The sequence below is a fragment of the Paenibacillus urinalis genome (assembly GCF_028747985.1).
Taxonomy (GTDB): domain Bacteria; phylum Bacillota; class Bacilli; order Paenibacillales; family Paenibacillaceae; genus Paenibacillus; species Paenibacillus urinalis.
In genome coordinates this window covers 422,734-439,238 of sequence record NZ_CP118108.1, presented here as the reverse complement: position 1 = coordinate 439,238, position 16,505 = coordinate 422,734, and the positions used below count along the sequence as shown (strand labels likewise).

Here is a 16,505-nt window from a genome sequence, read left to right as displayed (position 1 = left end):
TCTGAACCATCTCAGAATACCAGGGGCCATTTGCAAGCATTCGCATCTAAATGTATATCTATCATCTTTTCATAGTGAAACTTATTTGTCAATTCGACCAATTGATTATTTTCCAATAATTTCTATTTTTGTTTCCAATGCATGCCTTGAGATTCCGGCGCTGAATGCGTAAAGCCATACTGCTCATATAACCGATCAGCCGGGATATCTGCCAGAAGTGACACGAGGCCCTTCGCAGGGACATGATTATCGAGGTATTTTCGAATCTCTCCCATAAGGGTCTTTCCATATCCTTCGCCCTGGTAATCGGGATGAACAGCAATATCCGTCACAAAAAACTGTAAGCCTCCATCACCGACAACTCTGCCCATGCCGATGAGCTTGCCCTCTTCCATTAGACTGACTGCGAACAACGTGTTCGGCAGCCCTTTCTGAGCTCCGTCAAGACTCATCAAGGACAGCCCTGCAGCTATGCGAAGGTCCAAATAGTCCTGCGGCGAAGGAATTTGATATGTAATTTCCATGTCTATAGTCACCCCGTATGTTTTTTTGAATGATCCACCGATTCTTCCTTTCTAGATTTGCCCAATCAAGGATTAATTATGTCGAAATGCAGCTTTACTTGATCCCCATTCCTAGAACTATTTTACGATATTTATAGAAATAAAGAAAACACATGTTCCAGTCCTGCATGCTCCTCCGGTTTAATTTTAGCTTCGTCCCCTTTTCGACTTGAAAACCCCCGATTCGTATGCAATAGTGAGAGAAGATATCGCCGCTATTCGTGTAAAGGAGGGAGAAGCCTGAGCTCTATTGTACAAATTGACGGCATCTCGCTGTCCGCACAGGTGATTGCTATTGCCGCCTTCATGATCGTGCTGCTGCTGTGGCTCTACATATATCATGCATCCAGCTTGCGACAGGGCAAGTACCGACGAATGGATGATCTTCAGGACACCCTCTACACCTATTCCAAGCTTGCAGGACATTTGACCCTGGGGCTGAAGAAAGACGGTCTTCCTGGGGAGCCTCTGCACGGAGCACTCATCCTCGCGCTTCAGGAGAGCAAATCCGCACCCTGCCTTACGCCGCATCTAAGAGAACAGATTCAGGCCTGCCTGGCAGAAGGTGACGAAGCAGGGCTCCAATTACTCTCACGTTCGCTGGAGCGGGAAATGACCCGGCTGGCTGCCGAACGAGACCGATTGTTCTCGTCCGTGCACTCCCCAAGATGGGGACAAGCACTATGGCAGATTATCCAGCCTATGTTTGCTCCTCTTGCAGCGGTAGGTATCGCGGTCCTGTTGTACCAATTCATGACAGGAGCAAGAGATATCACTGAGGGAAGCACTGCATGGGAATGGGTGTTACTGAGCGCAAGACTCGTATCCGGCATGATATCCATCGCATACGTTTACATCCTCATCTTGATGAGGCCGCGTACGGCCGCCGGATTAATAACCAATCTGCTGTCCTTAGCCATTATTCTGGCAGCACTGTTTCATCTGATCGGGCTCGCTGCTGCACCTTATGTTCTGGGAGGACAGCTGATTCTGTTCCTGCTCGGATTCAAATGGAGCAAACCGCCTTCCCGCAAAGAACGGCCTTATGCCGGACAATTCGCAGCCATGGATAAGCAAGAATCACAGCTCTATCGTTAGCAAAGCCTAAATAAGCAGCTCCTCACGCTTCTAATAGAAGACAGAGGAACTGCTTATTTTCATTTTGACATACAAGCGAATCCATTCATAATACCTTTAGCTGCTTTCAATCAAGGGTATAAGCTATGAATGTTTATGAAGACCCGGATTTGCGAAGTGCACGTGGACCACTCGATCTGGAATCAGCGGCTCCTGACGCCGCACTGCGAGATTTGCCCGATTTAGAGGTATTGGATGATGTGTTCTCATAACGTTTGCGCTCGGTCCGCTCCATCTGTACAATCTGCCCTTCATGGACGATGATGGACAACGAGCCAAATTCCATTTCATTCAACAAACTGGCGATACGATCCATCCACACTTCATCGACTTTCAGCGGTTTAGTCATTATTAACGCCTCCTATTAAATCGGGCCTATTAGCGTACCCTGCTTACTTATTCAAACACATAGCTCGAATCTGCAGGAACACACCCTGACTTCAGAAAGCTCTAATGCGTACCCTTCCTAGTAAACCAGCTCTTGAGTATAAGTGTAATCAGGGCAAGCACGAGCAGCAGGGATGCAACCGCAAATGAAGCGGCAAACTGATACTCGTTATACAAAATCTCCACGTGGAGCGGCAGTGTATTTGTCAGTCCGCGAATGTGACCCGATACGACAGACACCGCTCCGAATTCCCCCATCGCTCTGGCATTACACAAGATGACACCATACAGCAGACCCCATTTAATGTTAGGAAGCGTCACTTGGAAGAACACTCGCCAGCCCTTGGCTCCCAGCATCACAGCGGCTTCTTCCTCCTGTGTTCCCTGATCCTCCATCAGCGGAATCAGCTCGCGTGCTACAAATGGGAACGTGATAAACAAAGTGGCAAGCACAATACCTGGAACCGCAAAAATGATGCTCATATTCCATGACTCTAATAAAGGTCCGAGCCAGCCGTGAGATCCAAAGACAAGAACAAGCATCAAGCCGGCAACAACCGGCGAAATGGAGAAGGGCAGATCGATCAAGGTAATGAGCAGACCCTTCCCGCGAAATTGAAACTTCGTAATAACCCAAGCGGCCGCGATGCCGAACACCGTATTCAGCGGTACAGTAATCACAGCGACCAGCAGTGTAAGTCTAAGCGCAGACAGCGCATCCGGATCCGAGAGTGCAGCAAAGAACACCCCCGCCCCTTGCTTCAACGCTTCAGCAATAACAATAACCAGCGGCAAAATCAGCAGCCAGCCCATAACGAGTATGGCCGCTCCGATGAGCACCCACTTCACCCAAGGCGCTTCTGTCGTCGCCCGGGACTGTTTTGCATTCGTCCGTGTATTTGCTCCTACAGGTACGGTTCCTGCCATAATGCATTCCTCCTATTTGCGGGATGTCTTCCGGCTCCAGCGCTGTAATGTATTAATAAGAAACAACAGGACAAAGGAGACGATAAGCAGCAGCAGCGCAACCGCTGTTGCCCCTGCATAATCAAACCGCTCAAGCTGGGTCATGATGAGGAGCGGAGCAATCTCCGTCTTCATCGGCATGTTGCCTGAAATGAACACAACCGAGCCGTATTCACCGATTCCTCTCGCGAATGCAAGAGCAAATCCGGTAAGCAAAGGAGGAATAAGCTCTGGCAGAACGACCTTGCGAAAAGTAAGCCAGCGTCCAGCTCCCAGAGTAGCTGCCGCTTCTTCTACATCCTTCTCCAGTTCAGCCAGTACCGGCTGGACTGTACGTACCACAAATGGAATACCGATGAACATCAGGGCAAGCGTAATCCCAAGCTGCGAGAATGCGATCTGAATTCCCAGCGGTTCAACAATGGAGCCAATCCACCCGTTCGGTGCATAGAGCGCCGTGAGCGCAACCCCCGCAACTGCGGTTGGAAGTGCAAAGGGCAGATCGATGATGGCATCAAATATTTTCTTGCCAGGGAACTCGTACCGGACCAGCACCCAGGCTAGCAGCAGCCCTAGAAACAGGTTGGCGAATGCAGCAAAGCCCGCAGTCGTAAAGCTGACGCGGAAGGACGCGAGAATTCGCGGATCCGTAGCCATATCTGCAAACTTGGCCCATGTCAGACCTGTTGAATTGAACAGCAGTGCTGCTAGTGGAATCAAGACAACCAAACTTAAATACAGCACCGTAAATCCCATATTTATCCCAAAACCCGGAAGTACTCTGACCCGGGCTGTTCCTGCCCTGCTCATGCTTACTCATCCCTTCATGCCTCCGGCCGTCTCCGGTCGGCATCTCTAGTCTTGTATGGCTGCAATAATGTCGAGTTCATATGAATAGTAATTTAAAATGTAAATTCATTGCTTAATTGCTTGGCACATAGATTTGAGAGAATATTCCGTTCTCGCTGAAATGCTTCTCTTGTGTTTCTTTCCATGTACCAAATACATCGTTCAGTGTGAACAGCGCAAGCTCTGGAAAATTCTCTTTATACTGTTCAGCAACAGCAGGAAGAGTCGGACGGTAGAAGTTCTCGGCAGCAATCTTCTGCCCTTCTTCACTGTACAAGTATTCCAGATAAGCCTCTGCTGCTTCACGTGTTCCATTTTTATCTACATTCTTGTCTACTACAGCTACAGGCGGCTCAGCCAAAATACTGATCGATGGGTAGACAATATCGAATTTATCTGCACCTTGTTCCTTGATCGACAGCAGGGCCTCGTTCTCCCATGCGAGCAGAACATCGCCTATTCCCCGTTCTACAAAGGTCGTCGTGGAGCCGCGGGCTCCTGTATCAAGTACAGGCGTATGCTTGAACAGCTCTGTAATAAATTCCTTTGCCTTGGCCTCATCATTGTTATTCTGCTTCAGTGCGTAACCCCATGCGGCCAAATAATTCCAGCGGGCTCCTCCCGATGTCTGTGGATTCGGGGTTATGACCTCCACACCTTCTTTAATGAGATCATCCCAATCCTGAATATCCTTCGGATTCCCTTTTCTCACAAGAAACACAATGGTTGATGTATAAGGTGAGCTGTTAAGCTCATATTCATCCTGCCAGCCTGCATCAATAAGTCCAGCTGCTTCAATGGCATCAATATCATAGCCAAGAGCCAGTGTAACTACATCGGCTTTCAATCCGTCGATCACTGAACGGCTTTGTTTCCCTGATCCGCCGTGTGACTCGTTAATTGTGACCTTCTGCCCCTTCTCCTTCTCCCAATAGGCAGCAAACGCCGCATTGTACTGTTCATACAGCTCACGAGTAGGATCATAGGACACGTTCAGCAGCTTCAGAGAACCATTATCGGCATTTCCACTTCCGCAAGCGGTAAGCGATGCAGCAAGTGAAGCCGCAAGCAATACCCCAACCCCTATTTTCAGACGGTTACGAACACCCTTTTTCATATAGTAGACATCCTTTCTTTTATAGAAGCCGCCCATCATTGAATAGTAAAAACGGAGGAGCCTGGCTCGCGATAGAAGGGTCAAACCGGTTATCTTCCGTGTCTGCTGTTCTATGCTGCCGCTGCTCATCCGCTGCCCTGCGGTAGGCTGATAATAAATCGTTTATTCCTACCTGTTTAGTATGTTATGTTACATTTTAATAACGCAGACCAGCGCTGTCAAACATTTTTTAACAATTATAGATAGGAAAAGATACGTGCTCTCTTTTTTCCAAATCACCTCTCAACCTCCTCTATTCTATTGGATAAACAGAAAAAGAACCGCATTAAAAACGCGGTCCCTGATATTCTGATTATTTAGTTCTTCATTAGGGTCCTCCGACCAGTCGGATGCTCGGTGCAGGCGGTGTGCTCATCCCTGTGCCCAAGTAGAAGCTGGTATGCGGCGGCTGATTGTAGGCCACATTTTGCCATGCGATGCCAAGACGATAGATGGGGTCATGCATCAAGGTGTAGATCCGCTGATCTGTAATTGCAGTCGTTGTATAGATCCGAAGGGCTGTGCTGTCATCTGTCCGCCACACGGCTTCCTCCCGCCAGTCTCCCAGCAGGTCAGCCTGAAGGTTTGGAGTTGCCTTCGTTCCGTTGTTGCTCGCTGCTCCTGTCGCCGTCAGCAGATTCGTTGTTGTGGATGTCTGATGATTCCATTTATCGATCCGATTATTATCCAGCAGCTCTCTGCTCAGATCTCCGTCCCACCAGATGCCGAAATTCGTAGACGGTACCTTGTTAACAATAACCTGTCCCTTCGCTGTGTACAGTACTCCATTGGCCCAGACCTCAGCGCCTTTATACCGAGGATCAATATCTGAGGCCATGCCCCTGCCTATATCCTTGGTCGTTGGAACTCCCCAGATTAAGGACCCGGAATCAGCATCTCTGAATTCGATACCTGCATTCGAAGGAACCTCATGAACCTGGAATACCTCAAGTCCAGCCCGATCCGGATCCAGATCGCTCAGGTGCATCGCATCGCCGTGGCCAAGTCCTGTCGTATACAAGCCCTGACCATTATCATCAACCGCCATTGCGCCATATATAATTTCATCTCTTCCATCGTTATCCACGTCGCCAACACTTAAATTATGATTCCCTTGACCGGCATAACCCGAATTCCCGGACGAATTGGAATCAAAGGTCCATCGCTTGGTGAGCTGACCATTTCTATAATCATAGGCTACTAGAACAGACCGGGTGTAATATCCTCTCGCCATGACCAGACTCGGTCTTTCTCCATCAAGATAGGCGATACCTGCAAGGAAGCGATCAACCCGATTGCCATAATTATCTCCCCAATTGCTTACGGTGCCGCGCGGCGGCTCGTAATTCACTGTAGTAAGCACTCGGCCCGTCTGGCCGTTAAATACGGTCAGATACTCCGGCCCCGATAATATATAGCCGCTGCTGTTCCGATAATCCTTGCTTCCATCACCGATGACCGTGCCTGCAGCGTCTTTGGTACCGTCAGCCGTTTTCATTGCAACTTCGGCCTTGCCGTCGCCATCCAGATCGTAGACCATAAACTGAGTATAATGCGCGCCTGCACGAATATTTTTGCCGAGACTGATCCGCCAGAGTCTTGTTCCATCAAGCTTGTATGCATCAATAAATACTTCCCCCGTATAGCCGCTCTGCGAATTGTCTTTGGAGTTCGACGGGTCCCATTTTACGATCAGCTCATATTTCCCGTCGCCATCGAGATCCCCTGCGCTCGCATCATTGGCACTGTACGTATAAGCTACACCGTCAGGGGTTGTCCCGCCAGCAGGCTTCATCAGAGGTACATTCAAATGATTTGTCCCCCACACGCTTGCTGCCGGAGAAGCAGCCTGTTCCGCACCATTCACGACAGCTCTTACTGTATACTTCGAGCTCGCTGTACCGGCATTGTCCTGCAGATTCGTACTATTCGTTATGGGAGAAGCATTCACCTTGGTTCCATCGCGATATACATTGAATCCGACGTTAGAGCCTTCAGTTCCGAGAAGCCGCCAGCTGACGAATACACCTGTACCTGTTTTTACAGCCACCACTCCGCGGTCCAGATACTCCATTTGCCTTGGATTCGCCGCCCCCGCCTCGCCTGGGGAAACACCAATGCAACCCCCAATCATCGCTGCACTGAGCATCGCCAGCCCCGCAGTTCGCCAGCTTCGTTTTTTGCTTAACATGATATAGCCTCCTTTAATTAGGTAACTACCTGCTTTGGATACACATGTTTGTAAGCGCTTCATATTGTGAGTAGAATTATATTTTATACAATGAATCCCATAAATAGGTCCTTTAGCATAATTGATATTTAAAAATCCGACTTCTTTTTGAGCAGAGAGATGGATTCGCCCATTGAAGGATACAAGTTTAGCCCTTAGGGGATGAACGCTTATACGAGATCAACTCCCCCGGCATACAACTAAAGAAGAGCCGACAAAGACCTGTGACAATACAGGCCTGTTAGAAAAGAGGGGATTTTCTTGAGAATCGATCTAGGCTGTGGACAGCAGAAATTTCCCGGATGTATCGGTATCGACTTGATTCCTTATGATGGGGTCGATCTGGTCCATAATTTAAATGATCCTCTTCCGTTTGATGACGACAGCGCTGAATTTCTTATTGCTTCACACAGCCTCCAGTATGTTCATAATTTGAACAACGTCCTGCATGAGATTTACCGGGTATGTAAGCATAAAGCCATTGTATGTATCGTGGCTCCTTACGCCCACGTAACGGCCAATATGGTGAATCCGCTGTATAAGCAGCAGTTCAACGAGCATTCTCCGCGCTACTGGACACAGGATAATCACAAGCTCATTGGTGATGAGGAGCATTCCTTCTCCTGGCCGCCCGCATGGTCCCTCGCTGAACCTGTCCCGGGAGCTGCTCCCATCGATTTGAGACTGATCCGAATGGAGTTTTTTTATTTCCCCGAATACGGAGCGTACGATGATCTGGAGCTCGTGCTGCTTCGGCAGAGCCAATTAAATGTGGCCTATCAAATTATGTATCATTTTCTTGTTATCAAGGAACCCGTATCAACACCAGATCTTGAAATGTGGAGATCCTGCGAGCTGGAAGAGCCGCTGTACGTTAAGGAACAGAGAGCGGCATTCCGAAATCTCCGTTATGGAGATCGATGGGTACAGACTGAGCATCTCTCTGCAATATTGGACGCGGATCAGTTACATCCTTCCCTTGAAGCAAGCACCGCACCATCCGCTGATAATCCTCATTTGGCCGCTCCGAAGCCTACTTCTGATATCCCTCCTCCGGATACCAAGCATCCTTACTATGGGTCCGGCAGAAGAACGAAGGCAAATCCATCTCGCGTTTCCAGACACAGCAGATCACAGGAGCCATCTGCCAAAAACAAGTCAAAGATAAACAAAAAGAAGCCCGGGAAAAGGAATTGATTCCCCCGGGCCTTTCATTTGTGCTTTTTCATTACTATTCTGCCTTATTCATCTCCACCCGGAACGACCCTGATATTGACGATGACCGTATAGGTCTCGCCCGAAGCAAGCGTAACGATGAACGTAATCTGATCAGGCCCGATATAATCGAGATCCGGTATATAAGTGAAGGTTCCATTGGCATTTAGTGTAACCCTTCCGTTATTCGGCGGATCCACGAGCTGTGCTGTTGTCAATCGTCCAAAAGCGTTCAGATCGCCGGATACAGAAGTATTCTCCTCTGTTCTTAGATCAATCAGCACCGTGTTGGATAACGCCACTACATTCACGGTCACTACATATAGATAGACAGCTCCTCTGGAATCGATATATCGGATGGTAAACGTATCGCTGCCGATAAAGCCTGGATTTGGCGTATACGTAAACGTGCCGTCTGGACGAAGTCTTAGATTTCCATTCGCAGGCTGGCTATACACCTGGTATACGGCCCCCGGTCCGCCATCTGCCGCTCCGCTTACCGGCCTGCCTTGAGGTGTTGTCAGTTGAACTCGAATGGTCGTCTCTCCTCCCGTATTTGCCGGAGGATAAACAACGACGGTAACGGTGGATACGGCAGTACGGCCCTGACTGTCTGTTACTGTGACCGAAAAAGTATCCGTACCACTAAAGCCTGGATTCGGTGTATAGATAAAGCTTCCATCCGGGTTCAGCTCCAGTGATCCGTTAGCCGGCGATTGCAGGACTGTATATGTTAATGTAAGCCCTGCTGGACTGCTGGCCAGAATCTGTCCGGTGACCGGCTGCCCCTGATTTGTTCCTATGCCGATATCAGTCGTAATCGGTCCCGCTGTAAAAGGAGGACTTTCCTGAAGCACCGTTACCATAGCAAAAGCCACTGTAAACAGTCCTGCACTGTTGGTCACAATGACAGTAAAGGAATCGGTTCCGACAAAGCCCGGATCAGGCGTGTACGTAAACGTACCGTCTGGATTGACGACCACCGTGCCATTTGATGGAGGAATGCCCAGCGAGAACGTCAGCGCGAGTCCATTCGGATCGTTCGCGATGACTGTACCACTAACCGGCTGACCCTCTGTCGTTCTTACATTTACCGGAGATGCAACTGGCGAGTCGCCGCCTACAATGACCGTAACCGGTGCAACCGCCGATATTCCTGCACTGTTCGTCACGATCACACTAAACGTATCTGTACCGGTAAAACCAGGATTCGGTGTATACGTAAACGTACCATCCGGGCTCACGACAGCCGTCCCGTTCGTCGGCGGATTCCCGAGTGTGAAGATCAGCGGCAACCCGGCGGGATCCTCTGCCGGTATAAACCCGGTAACCGGCTGCCCCGCTGCAGTCCCCACATTCACCGGAGTGGCAATCGGTACATCCTCACCTACCACGATGGTCACTCGAGAAATCGCGTTCTCCCCAAACAAATCAGATACTATGATCGGGAAGGTATCAACCCCCGTAAAGCCCGGGTTTGGTGTATACGTAAACGTACCGTCCGGATTGACCACCACCGTACCGTTGCTCGGCAGAGGTACATATTGAGTGTAGATCAAGGTGCTTGCTTGCGGATCGGATGCAATCACTACTCCGCTTACCGGCGTATTAATCGGGGTGGTCAAGAAAATATCAGGTGCCACCGGTGGAGCAGAGAACACGGTAATCGTCACCCTTCCGGTGGTTGAAGCTCCAAATGGGTCAGTTACAACTACTGTGAAGGTATCTGTTCCGATAAAGGCGACATCCGGAGTATACGTAAACGTCCCATCTGGATTGACTACGACCGTACCGCTCAATGGCGCCGTTCCTAGCGCATAAGTGAGCGGATTACCCTCCGGATCCACGGCTGGAATCTGTGACGTTACAGGTGTGCCGACAAGTGTGCTTGTTGCAAAGTCAGATACAATGGGCGGCAGGTTCGGTATCGTAATACTGACTGTGGATACGGCAGACCCTCCTGTTCCATCCAGTACCCATACCGTAAATGAATCGGTACCTACAAAGCCGGTATTCGGGGTATAGATGAAGCTGCCGTCGGCATTCAGTACGACGGTGCCATTCGTCGGGAGAGATCCAATAACATAAGTCAGCGGATCGCCATCCGGATCTGACGCAATAATCTGTCCGTCTACACTTGTGTTTGGTCCCGTTTCAATGGATTGATCCTGCGTAATCGGCGGACGACCTGTGACGGTAATCGTCACCAGCGCAATCGCCGTACCTCCGAGTCCGTCACTGACCAGAACGGTGAAGGAATCTGCACCGACAAAGCCGGTGTTTGGTGTGTACGTAAATGAACCGTCCGCATTCAAGATCACCGTTCCGCTTGAAGGTGTCGAATTCAAGGTGAACGTTAGTGGATTACCGTCCGGATCACTAGCTGTCACCGCTCCTGACACAGACGTATTCTGGATTGTTGTTAAGCTTGCACCATCTGCGGTCGGAGGCACGTTGGACACGGTCACCGTCACGGTACCCACACCCGATCCGCCTGCTGAATTCACCGCCTGAACCGTGAAGCTATCGGTACCTATAAACCCGGGATCCGGCGTATAAGTGAACGTTCCATCTGGATTCACCACTACCGTTCCACTGAGAGGAGGCGAGAGCAGCGCCACCGTTATCGGTAATCCGTTCGGATCTGTTACCACTACCTGCGAAGATACAGGTGTATTGCCTCCTGTACTTACGCTCAGGTCCTGCACAACCGGTGGATTAATAGCAACATCAATTGTGATAACCCCAAAGGTGATCCCACCCCGTCCATCACTGACCGCTACAGTGAAGAAATCGGTACCGAAGAAGGTCGGAATGGGTGTGTAAGTGAAGGTACCATCCGGGTTAAGCAATACCGTTCCACTCGCTGGAGGTGTATCTATCACATAGCTCAGCGGATCGCCATCCGGGTCACTTGCCGTGACAATACCTGAGACGGGTACTGACTGTACCGTACCGTATGTTGTATTGGATACAACCGGCGGACGATTGACGACTTGGACCGTGACGGTGGATACTGCCGTTCCGCCCTTCCCATCGCTCACCAGCACGGTGAAGCTGTCAGGGCCGCTGTAACCCGTGTTCGGCGTATAGATAAACGTTCCATCCGGATTCACCTCGGCAATACCATTTGCTGCAAGTGACAGAATGCCGAAGGTTAGTGGATCGCCATCTGGGTCTGCCGCTGTCACTTGCCCGGCTACCGGCGTGTTAATATTCGTTGTCAGACTCAGATCTGATGTCACCGGCGGATTGTCTGTGACGGTAACTTCAACCGAGGCAATAGCTGTACCTCCCAATCCATCACTGACAAGGACCGTGAAGCTGTCCGGCCCTACATAACCGGTATTCGGGAAATAACTAAATGTACCGTCAGCATTAACAACCGCTGTTCCATTCACCGGTGAACTGAGCAGTGAGAAGGTCAGGGGATTACCTTCTGGATCGACGGCAGTGACCGCACCATTGGCTGGTGTATTCTGCGGCGTCGTCACACTCGTCCCTGTCGCTACAGGTGGAGCATTGGTCACTGTAATACTCACCGTAGAGATGGCGGTGCCGCCTTTCCCGTCATCCACCAGAACGGTGAAGCTGTCTGGTCCTACATAACCTGCATTGGGTGTATAGGTGAATGTACCGTCCGGGTTGACCACAGCTGTTCCAAAGACCGGGGCAGCATTGAGACTGAAGGTAAGCGGATCCCCGTCCGGATCGGTGGCGGTCACAGCGCCAGCCACTGGTATGCTGTTCGGTGTACTTAGACTTACATCCTGAGTTACAGGCGGACGATCAATAATATTCACCGTAACGACGGAAGTCGCCGTCCCACCCCGTCCGTCATCGACAAGCACAGAGAACGTATCTACACCAACGACACCTGCATTCGGTGTATACGTAAACGTACCATCCGCCGGGTTTAGCAATACGGTACCCAGTGCAGGCGGTACAGACAAGGTGTAGTTCAGCGGATTGCCGTCAGGGTCGCTCGCTGGAATCTGGCCTGCAACCGGAATGTTCTGGAACGTATCCAGCGTCAGGTTGCCTGCAATCGGTGGAACGTTGCTGACGTTGACCGTAACCAGTGAATCTGAGAATACGCCGCTTGTATTCGTAACTCGGACCGTGAAGGTATCTGTCCCGATAAAGCCTGCATTTGGTGTATAGGTAAACGTCCCATCTGCAGGATTCAGCAACACCGTACCATTCGCTGGCGGAACCAGCACAGCATAGGTCAGCGTTTGGCCTTGCGGATCGGTGGCAATGACTTGACCCCCAACCGGGACATCCGTGGTCGTATTTAAAGTAACATCTGAAGTTACCGGCGCATCAACAGGCACACCGATCGTAACCGTGGAAGTCGCAGTTCCTCCCTTACCATCACTGACGAGCACCGAGAATGTATCTGTCCCTACAAAATTAAAATTAGGAGTATACGTGAAGCTGCCGTCCGGATTTAGTACCACTGTCCCGTTTGCTGGTGGAACGGATACGGTATAGGTCAGCGCATCGCCATCTGGATCGGTCGCTGGAATTTGCCCTGCTACCGGTGTATTGACGTTTGTCGTGAGTGTCAAATCCTGTGCAACCGGCGGCTGATCGATGACCGTGATAATGGCTGTACCGACAGCGGTGCCGCCTTTGCCATCGCTGATCAGGGCTGTGAACGAATCGGTACCCACAAATCCTGCAGCCGGAGTATACGTGAAAGTACCATCAGGATTGACGACCGCTGTTCCATTCGCCGGAGGAGACAGGAGCGTAAAGGTCAGCGCATCGCCATCCGGATCGGTTGCAAGCAGCTGTCCTGGCAGCGGTGTATTTTGCAGTGTGCTGAAATTTTGTGTCTGCCCGATCGGCGGCTGATCGATCACCGTGATGAACACCGTGGATATGGCCGTGCCGCCGAGCCCATCCGATACAAGAACAGTGAAGCTGTCTGGACCCACATACCCCGTATTCGGCGTATAGGTAAACGTTCCGTCCGGATTCACTACCACAGTTCCATTAGCTGGTGCAGACAACTGTGAAAAGGTCAGCGGATCGCCATTCGGATCGGTCGCTACGACTTGGCCCCCGGCGGGCAGATTCTGCAGTGTAGATAGAGAAACATCGCTGGTTACCGGCGGCAGATTCTGCACACTGACCGTTACCGTGCCAATTGCTGTGCCGCCAAAGCCATCGGATACGAGAACGGTGAAGGAATCCACTCCAGCAAATCCAGGATTCGGCGTATACGTGAACGTACCATCCGGATTCACAATTACAGATCCGTTCATTGGCAGTGAATTCAAGCTGAATGTCAGTGGATTTCCATCCGGATCGGTCGCAATGACCTGACCTCCGGCTGGTGTGTTCCCTAACGTAGACAACGATAAATTCTGAACGATTGGCGGCTGATTCGTGACCGTAACGGTGACAACGGAAACCGCCGTCCCGCCATTCGGGTCGCTTACCAGCACGTTAAAGTTATCTACTCCAAGGAAGCCAGGATTCGGAGTGTACGTGAACGTACCATCCGGGTTGACCACGGCTGTACCATTGGATGGAGCAGACTGCAGTGTGAAGGTCAGCGGATCCCCGTTCGGATCGGTTGCTGTAACCTGACCTCCTGCAGGCACACCTAATGTTGTCGCTACACTCAGATTACTTGTTACCGGCGGCAGATTGATTACCTCTATCGTCACGGTAGAGATGGCAGTGCCCCCGCTCGGATCAGTGACCAGCACCGTGAAGGTATCTGTACCGATGAATCCAGGATTCGGATTGTACTGGAACGTTCCGTCTGCATTCACCACTACCGTTCCATTTACTGGCGGAGCATTTAATGTAAACGTCACTGTATCCCCATCCGGATCGGTCGCAATCACCTGACCTGTAATAAACAGATTCTCTGGCGTTATCAGATTTAGGTTCTGTGCCACGGGCGGCTGATTGAGAACGTGAACCGTGACGATTCCAATGGCTGTGCCTCCATTCGGATCGGTGACGAGATAGGTGAACGAATCGTTGCCCGCAAAGCCAGGGTTCGGATTATACTGGAAGGTTCCGTCTGGATTGAATACAACCGTACCGTTTGACGGTAATGAATTCAGACTGAACGTGAGCACATCTCCATTTGGATCCGTCGCTGTGACTTGACCTGTTGCAGGAACGTTCTTGGTCGTGGACACATCCAGGTTATTAGCAATAGGCGGCTGATTAAGCACCGTTACTGCAATCGTTGAAACTGCTGTTCCGCCGAAGCCATCGCTGACCAATACGGTAAAGGAGTCGTTCCCAACGAAGCCTGTGTTAGGGGTGTATTGATACGTGCCATCGGGATTGACGATTGCTGTTCCGCTTGTCGGCACCGAATTCAGTGAGAAGGTCAGCGCATCTCCGTCCGGATCCGTACCTGTAACCTGACCCCCGGCGGGAATATTCTCATTGGTGACAAGGGAATAGTTCTGTGTCGTTGGCGGCCGATTGCCGATTGAAATGCTGTTTCCGTTCGATTGAGACATCCCTTGGAAAGTCGGTCCGCCCGGAAGACTTTGAAAATTGTAGGTGAGATTTGCTACATTCGACTGTGTTGATCCTGGCGGCCTAGACACAATTTGAACCGAGTAGATAATCGTCAGCGTCTGCCCTGGAGCCACAGTACCCAGATTGACCCCAACCGTTGGATCTGCACCTGGCTGTGCTACACCATTCACGGAGAAGGAGCCCGGAACGAATACGCCGGAAGCAGAAAATGTATCCTGCAGCAGCACCAAATTGGCAGAGGCCGTACCTGTATTGCCTGCGGTGAGTGTATACTGAACCACATCTCCAACCAGTGCACTGCTCACATTGGAGCTCTTATTAAATACAAAAAATGGCGCATTCACGTCCACTTGAAGTCCGAGACCATTTACAAGATAAGCATCCCCCTGGGATGTGGCCTGAATGACAGCAGAAGTCTGCGAATTGACAAGTCTGGAGGATACGTCAACATTGGTTATATCCCACCCTTGTCTGGCACCAATGACCGCATTACCTGGCGTACTATTTAGACTGCCAAACGTTCCCCTTGTATCCAAGAGCCCCAGATTGTTGTTGATCTGCGAACCAAAAAAATTACTGACCGGATTGTTCGGACCTGATATGGCTACAAGCGTTGCTGTTGTTGGTCCAAACCTCAGCTGATCACCTAGCAGCTGAGGATCACCCTCTCCTGCGCTGACCATCAGCCTTCCGCTCACGACACCAGTAACAGGTGTAGCGAACCCGGTAATCGTAGCGGTCGCCGCACCAAGCGCCTGGTTCACGACCTCTGCACCGACAAACACGCTCATGTTCCTTGACGGGAGGAACGGATTCTCATACACGACAGCCAGCGTCCATCCGGCGAAGTTATCATTGTTATTCGATGCTGTGACCGTCCCTGGCACCGCCCCCGTTATATAAGTACCGGCTCCCCCTTGCTGGACAAGAGCCGTTACATTTGCCGAATTGACATAATCATTCGCTGTCGGTGCGGTATTCCGCGCTGTCGCCGGATCAGGAGCAACGGAGAAGGTTCCTGCCGGTGTAGTGAATAACACAGGGTTGCCGATCTGCCCAATGACGTTATTCCCCCCCGTATTGTAGCTGGCTGCCCAGATCAATTCGGCATACAGAACCGTCGAACCGCTAGGCAAATCCAAAATAGCAGTTGATGCATTCTGGGTATAATCCAGCGTTGTTCCCAGCGGGAAATTACCGACCCGGACCGAAGTATTCAACGTGCTGAATGCTCCAATTGAGCCTGTATTTCCCTGATTATTCTGATTGGTTACCTTGTTTAGCCCCAGTGTATTGCCTGTAAAAGTCATAGCTCCGTTCATTGTTGTATTAAACCTTAATATAAAAGGCATCTTGCGCTGTCCACCCCCAAAAATAGCATAAATCCCCATACAATATATTGTTTATGACTTTGTACTATGCAGATTAATTATGAAAACAGCAAAAAAGGCATAATCCAGATCTGGATCATGCCTCA

At 50.5% G+C, this 16,505-nt stretch carries 9 protein-coding genes; 2 read left to right on the top strand and 7 right to left on the bottom strand.

Features of this window, described 5'->3' with window-relative positions:
• Window positions 1–122: 122 nt before the first annotated feature.
• Window positions 123–524, bottom strand: coding sequence for a GNAT family N-acetyltransferase (locus PUW25_RS02040; protein ID WP_274337953.1), 402 nt, complete (start codon window positions 522–524; stop codon window positions 123–125).
• A gap of 324 nt (window positions 525–848) precedes the next feature.
• Here PUW25_RS02040 and PUW25_RS02035 point away from each other — a divergent pair, with 324 nt between their 5' ends.
• On the top strand, window positions 849–1,661 hold the full coding sequence (locus PUW25_RS02035; RefSeq protein ID WP_205054427.1) for a hypothetical protein: 813 nt from the start codon (window positions 849–851) through the stop codon (window positions 1,659–1,661).
• Between the two features lie 133 nt (window positions 1,662–1,794).
• Here the strand turns inward: PUW25_RS02035 and PUW25_RS02030 are convergent, their stop codons facing one another.
• From PUW25_RS02030 to PUW25_RS02010, 5 genes are all read right to left on the bottom strand, one after another.
• Window positions 1,795–2,049: a YezD family protein gene (locus PUW25_RS02030; protein ID WP_274337952.1), complete on the bottom strand. Its 255-nt coding sequence runs from the start codon at window positions 2,047–2,049 to the stop codon at window positions 1,795–1,797.
• A gap of 101 nt (window positions 2,050–2,150) precedes the next feature.
• Window positions 2,151–3,014 (bottom strand): sulfate ABC transporter permease subunit CysW, encoded by an 864-nt coding sequence (gene cysW / locus PUW25_RS02025; RefSeq protein WP_205054429.1) that lies wholly within the window; start codon window positions 3,012–3,014, stop codon window positions 2,151–2,153.
• 12 nt (window positions 3,015–3,026) lie between these two features.
• Window positions 3,027–3,863, bottom strand: a complete 837-nt coding sequence (cysT, locus tag PUW25_RS02020) for a sulfate ABC transporter permease subunit CysT (protein WP_205054430.1) — start codon at window positions 3,861–3,863, stop codon at window positions 3,027–3,029.
• Between the two features lie 112 nt (window positions 3,864–3,975).
• Window positions 3,976–5,019 carry a sulfate ABC transporter substrate-binding protein gene (locus PUW25_RS02015; protein ID WP_047911420.1) on the bottom strand — a complete coding sequence of 348 codons (1,044 nt, stop codon included), beginning with the start codon at window positions 5,017–5,019 and terminating at the stop codon, window positions 3,976–3,978.
• A gap of 367 nt (window positions 5,020–5,386) precedes the next feature.
• Window positions 5,387–7,249 (bottom strand): rhamnogalacturonan lyase, encoded by a 1,863-nt coding sequence (locus PUW25_RS02010; protein WP_420799966.1) that lies wholly within the window; start codon window positions 7,247–7,249, stop codon window positions 5,387–5,389.
• Window positions 7,250–7,549: 300 nt separating this feature from the next.
• Here PUW25_RS02010 and PUW25_RS02005 point away from each other — a divergent pair, with 300 nt between their 5' ends.
• Entirely contained in the window at window positions 7,550–8,485 is a 936-nt protein-coding gene (locus PUW25_RS02005; protein ID WP_274337951.1) for a class I SAM-dependent methyltransferase, read from the top strand.
• A 44-nt stretch (window positions 8,486–8,529) separates the two neighbouring features.
• Here PUW25_RS02005 and PUW25_RS02000 read toward each other — a convergent pair whose 3' ends face one another.
• Window positions 8,530–16,380: an Ig-like domain-containing protein gene (locus PUW25_RS02000; RefSeq protein WP_274337950.1), complete on the bottom strand. Its 7,851-nt coding sequence runs from the start codon at window positions 16,378–16,380 to the stop codon at window positions 8,530–8,532.
• Window positions 16,381–16,505: the final 125 nt, after the last annotated feature.